This is a genomic window from Ramlibacter sp. (genome assembly GCF_041916345.1).
In the GTDB taxonomy this organism is placed as follows: domain Bacteria; phylum Pseudomonadota; class Gammaproteobacteria; order Burkholderiales; family Burkholderiaceae_C; genus Ramlibacter.
In genome coordinates, this window is the sequence record NZ_JAYRZR010000158.1 from 1 (window position 1) to 4,599 (window position 4,599).

7 protein-coding genes are annotated in these 4,599 nt (G+C 69.4%); 3 read left to right on the forward strand and 4 right to left on the reverse strand.

Translation table 11 applies throughout. The features are described 5' to 3' along the window. Window positions 1-102 precede the first annotated feature (102 nt). From ACE3T5_RS21130 to ACE3T5_RS21145, 4 genes are all read right to left on the reverse strand, one after another. The gene (locus ACE3T5_RS21130) at window positions 103-570 is read right to left on the reverse strand and encodes a GNAT family N-acetyltransferase (RefSeq protein ID WP_374670084.1); all 468 of its coding nucleotides are present in this window, start codon (window positions 568-570) and stop codon (window positions 103-105) included. A 5-nt stretch (window positions 571-575) separates the two neighbouring features. Further along, on the reverse strand, window positions 576-905 hold the full coding sequence (locus tag ACE3T5_RS21135; protein WP_374670085.1) for a helix-turn-helix domain-containing protein: 330 nt from the start codon (window positions 903-905) through the stop codon (window positions 576-578). Between the two features lie 30 nt (window positions 906-935). Further along, a complete protein-coding gene (locus ACE3T5_RS21140) occupies window positions 936-1,130 on the reverse strand; it encodes a hypothetical protein (RefSeq protein ID WP_374670086.1) in 195 nt (64 codons plus the stop codon). A 70-nt stretch (window positions 1,131-1,200) separates the two neighbouring features. After that, a complete protein-coding gene (locus tag ACE3T5_RS21145) occupies window positions 1,201-1,998 on the reverse strand; it encodes a 2-keto-4-pentenoate hydratase (protein ID WP_374670087.1) in 798 nt (265 codons plus the stop codon). Window positions 1,999-2,114: 116 nt separating this feature from the next. On the opposite strand from ACE3T5_RS21145, the gene ACE3T5_RS21150 reads away from it, so the two are divergent. The 3 genes from ACE3T5_RS21150 to ACE3T5_RS21160 all read left to right on the forward strand — a co-directional run. Next, window positions 2,115-2,987: a MaoC family dehydratase N-terminal domain-containing protein gene (locus ACE3T5_RS21150; protein WP_374670088.1), complete on the forward strand. Its 873-nt coding sequence runs from the start codon at window positions 2,115-2,117 to the stop codon at window positions 2,985-2,987. A 24-nt stretch (window positions 2,988-3,011) separates the two neighbouring features. After that, window positions 3,012-4,172, forward strand: coding sequence for an acyl-CoA dehydrogenase family protein (locus tag ACE3T5_RS21155; protein ID WP_374670089.1), 1,161 nt, complete (start codon window positions 3,012-3,014; stop codon window positions 4,170-4,172). Window positions 4,173-4,183: 11 nt separating this feature from the next. Continuing rightward, window positions 4,184-4,599: CoA transferase (locus ACE3T5_RS21160; RefSeq protein WP_374670090.1), on the forward strand; the 416-nt coding region annotated here is incomplete at its 3' end.

Sequence of the window (4,599 nt, forward strand, 5' to 3'; positions counted from 1 at the left end):
GCGAACCTGGACGCGGCGAGCGTGTGAGGTCACCTGGGTCCCCGCCTGCGCGGGGACGACGGAAGCTCCGTCATTCCCGCGCAGGCGGGAATCCAGGGGCTGTCAGCCCGCCTTCACCAGATCCAACCGCATGAACGTGCTGCTCGGGTCGGGCTTGTAGCTGGCAAACGGCCCGCTGTCGACGAAGCCGAAGCTTCGGTACAGCGCGTGTGCCGCGCCAAAGCCCGGATGCGTGCCGGTTTCGAGCTGCAGGCAGGCATAGCCCCGCTCGCGCGCCGTCTGCACGATGTGGGCCAGCACCGCACGCCCGGCGCCGCGCCCGCGCAGCGCCTTCGGCGTGCGCATCGACTTGATCTCGCCCTCGGTCGGGCTCAGCTCCTTCAACGCGCCGCAACCCAGCAGCGTGTCGCCCTCCCACACCGTCCAGAAGGTGACGGACGGGTGCTGCAGGCCGGAGACGTCGAGCGCAAAGACCTGCTCGGGCGGTGACAGCTCATGCATGTGGGCCAGGTGCTCCCGCAGGAGATCCAGCACGGGTTCACGGGTGAGGTCGTCGCGTTCGATGCGCATGGTGCTCAGGCGATCTGCAGCTCGATCTTGCCGGCTCGTCGTCGCGCTGGGCCCACCACGATCTTGATGTCATGGCCCAGCCTTGCCACCAGCTCAAGCAGTTTGCCTTCGCTCACACCACGGAATTGACCACGCGTGATGCGGGAGACCTTGGCCTGGTCGATCCCCAGCAGCTCGGCGGCGGCACTCTGTGTCAGCCCGCGCGTCTGGATGCCGCGGGCGATCTCGGCGGCCAGCAGCGATTTGCGCTGCATTTCGGCCGCATCTGGGTACCCCAGGTCGAGGTAGACGTTCGTGCCGCCTTCGTGGATCTCGACCTTCTTGCGATCATTCATCGAGACTCTCCTTGTTTGGCCTTCCAGGCCTCAAAATCCAGCCGCGCCGCCTGCAGCCGGGATCTGATCAAGTCCATACATGATCTTTGAGTCGATATGCCGGCCGCCCGTCTGCGCGAGATCGATGGCATGTCCGAACACGTCTTTCACGTCGTCGGGCATGGCGTCCAGGTCACGCTTGGCGGATCCCACCCACTTGACCGGCTTGCGAATCAGTGAAGCCACGAGAGAGGGAATTATGTCACTTTAGGCATGAAGCCACGAAAGGGAGGTGGCTGGCGCCAGCCGGCTGAACCTACCGCAACCGCACGCTGATGCGCCCCAGCCAGCCGAAATCGGCCCGCACCTCGTCACCCGGCGACACCGGAATCGGCGGCACGCAGGCGCCGGTGGTGACGAACTGGCCGGCCGCCAGGGCATGGCCGGTGGCGGTGATTTCGTTGACCAGCCAGACCAGCGCCTCGACCGGGTCGCCCAGCACGTTGGCGCCCACGCCGGTGGGCCGGCGGCCATCGCTCACCTCGGCCTGCACCGCGAGCTGCGCCAGAGCATCCACTCGCGCGTCCACGGGCACGGCGGCGCCGACCAGCATGTCGTTGGTGCAGGCGGCGTCCGCGATGAGCTGCGCCTCGCCCGCCTGCTCGAACTGCATGAAGCGCGAGTCGGGCAACTCGATGCCCGGGTGCACCGAGGCCAGCGCGGCCAGCACCTCGGCGCGGCCATAGGGCTGGGTGCGCGGCGCCAGGGAATGGCCGAAGCGCAGCACGATCTCGCACTCGGCCACGCGCATGCGGTTGGTCGCCAGCGACATCTCGGCGCCATCGCCGAACACGCGGTCGGCGAACACCGGGCCCGCCAGCGGACCGCTCACGCCGATGTGCTGCTGGCCGGCCGTGCTGGTGGCGGCGATCTTCCAGCCGGCGACGGGCTGGCCCCGCTCGGAGGCCCAGGCGGCCTGCACGGCATAGCCTTCCGCACGCGAGCGCGGGCGGTGCGCGGGCGGCAGTTCCGCCAGGTGGCGGCCATCGCGCCAGGCCGCGCACAGCAGGCGGGCGGCGGTGCGGGCGTTCGAGGAAAGATCGATCGATTCCATGGGCCGACAGCATAGTCCTGCCCGGCCGGCGGCGACACCCGTGCTTCCACCTTGACGAAGCCGGGGTTGGAAAATGGCGAATGGCGCGGCGGGCCGTTTCCCGCCACCATCCCCCCATGTCCCTTGCCTTGACCCCTGAAGACATCGCCGGCCTGCAGGCCTGGACCGGCCGCACCGAGACGCTGGAGGACACGGCCACCCTCGCGCCGCTGCGCGGGCTGGCGGCCACGCTCGACATCGACGCCCCCTTCGGCGCCGGCTCGCCGGTGCCGCCGCTGTGGCACTGGCTGTACTTCCTGCCGCAGGCGCCGCAGTCGCAGATCGGCCCCGACGGCCATCCGCGGCGCGGCGGCTTCCTGCCGCCAGTGCCGCTGCCGCGCCGCATGTGGGCCGGCAGCCAGCTCGAATGGACGCCCGGCAACCCGCTGCGCGCGGGCGACGCGATCCGCCGCACCTCGCGCATCGCCTCCGTCACGCACAAGCAGGGCCGCACCGGCGAGATGGTGTTCGTGAAGGTGGAGCACCAGATCGCCAATGCGCAGGGCCCGGCCCTGGTGGACCGGCACGACATCGTCTACCGCAGCCCGCCGCAGCCCGGTGAGCCGGCGCCTGCACCCACCGCCGCTGAGGCGGGTGCGACCTGGCAGAAGGAATGGCTGCCCGACGCGGTGATGCTGTTCCGCTACTCCGCGCTCACCTTCAACGGCCATCGCATCCACTACGACCGCCCCTACGTCACGCAGGAGGAGGGCTACCCCGGCCTGGTGGTGCACGGCCCGCTGATCGCCACGCTGCTGATGGACCTGGTGCGCGAGCACTGCACCGGGCGCACCGTCACCGGCTACCAGTTCCGCGCCGTGCGCCCCACCTTCGACGGCCGGCCGATGCGCGTGAACGGCACGCCGGCCGCCGACGGCCGCAGCGTCAGGCTGTGGGCGCAGGACGCCGATGGCTGGCTCACCATGACCGCCGAGGCCACGCTGGCCTGATCCGCTTTCCCCCACATCGATTCCATGACTGCCCAGCCCGACGCCTACCAGGACATCCGCGACGCCGTGCGCGCGCTCTGCGCCGAATTCCCCGATGAGTACCACCGCAAGGTCGACGAGCAGCGGGCCTACCCCGAGGCCTTCGTCGACGCGCTCACCAAGGCCGGCTGGATGGCTGCGCTGATCCCGCAGGCCTATGGCGGCTCGGGCCTGGGCATGGCCGAGGCCTCGGTCATCATGGAGGAGATCAACCGCTCGGGCGGCAACTCCGGCGCCTGCCACGGCCAGATGTACGTGATGAACGCCATCGTGCGCAGCGGCACCGAGGCGCAGAAGCAGAAGTACCTGCCGCGCATCGCCGCCGGGGAGCTGCGCATCCAGTCCATGGGCGTGACGGAGCCGACCACCGGCTCGGACACGACCAAGCTCAAGACCTCCGCCGTGCGCAAGGACGGCCGCTGGGTGATCAACGGGCAGAAGGTCTGGATCTCGCGCATCCAGCACAGCGACCTGATGATCCTGCTGGCGCGCACCACGCCCCTGGCGGAGGTGAAGAAGAAGAGCGAGGGCCTCTCGTGCTTCCTGATCGACCTGAAGCAGGCGGTGGGCAACGGCCTGAGCGTGCGGCCGATCCTGAACATGGTCAACCACGAGACCAATGAACTCTTCTTCGACAACCTGGAGATCCCGGAGGAGAACCTGCTGGGCGCCGAGGGTCAGGGCTTCAAGACCATCCTGGACGGCCTGAACGCCGAGCGCACGCTGATCGCGGCGGAGTGCATCGGTGACGGCTACTGGTTCATCGAGCGCGCCGCCAAGTACGCGAAGGAGCGCGTGGTGTTCGGCCGGCCCATCGGGCAGAACCAGGGCGTGCAGTTCCCGATCGCCGATGCCTTCATCGAGGTCGAGGCCGCCAATCTGATGCGCTGGAAGGCGTGCGCGAAGATCGACGCGCACGAGCACGCCGGCGCCGAGGCCAACATGGCGAAGTACCTCGCCGCCAAGGCCAGCTGGGAGGCCGCGAACGTGTGCCTGCAGACGCATGGCGGCTTCGGGTTCGCGTGCGAATACGACGTGGAACGCAAGTTCCGCGAGACGCGCCTGTACCAGGTGGCGCCGATCTCCACCAACATGATCTTCGCCTACGTGGCCGAGCACGTGCTCGGGCTGCCGCGGTCGTTCTGAAAGGGCGCCCCGTGGTCCGACCTCTCGACGGCATCACCGTGGTCTCGCTGGAGCACGCGGTGGCCGCGCCGTTCTGCACGCGCCAGCTCGCCGACCTGGGCGCGCGCGTTATCAAGGTGGAGCGGCCCGGCCCCGGCGACTTCGCTCGCGCCTACGACACGCGCGTGAAGGGCCAGTCGTCCCACTTCGTCTGGATCAACCGCAGCAAGGAGAGCCTCGCGCTCGACCTCAAGCAGCCGGCCGCGCTGGCCGTGCTGCGTGAGCTGCTGGCGAAGGCCGACGTGCTGGTGCAGAACCTCGCGCCCGGCGCCGCGGCGCGCATGGGCCTGGGCTACGAGGCGCTGCGGGCCGATCACCCGCGGCTCATCGTCTGCGACATCTCCGGCTACGGCGACGACGGCCCGTACCGGGACAAGAAGGCCTATGA

Bases quoted from the DNA above. Each gene is read 5' to 3' on its own strand.
- ACE3T5_RS21130 (WP_374670084.1), bottom strand. From the start codon at position 570: ATGCGCATCGAACGCGACGACCTCACCCGTGAACCCGTGCTGGATCTC.
- ACE3T5_RS21135 (WP_374670085.1), bottom strand. From the start codon at position 905: ATGAATGATCGCAAGAAGGTCGAGATCCACGAAGGCGGCACGAACGTC.
- ACE3T5_RS21145 (WP_374670087.1), bottom strand. From the start codon at position 1,998: ATGGAATCGATCGATCTTTCCTCGAACGCCCGCACCGCCGCCCGCCTG.
- ACE3T5_RS21150 (WP_374670088.1), top strand. From the start codon at position 2,115: ATGTCCCTTGCCTTGACCCCTGAAGACATCGCCGGCCTGCAGGCCTGG.
- ACE3T5_RS21155 (WP_374670089.1), top strand. From the start codon at position 3,012: ATGACTGCCCAGCCCGACGCCTACCAGGACATCCGCGACGCCGTGCGC.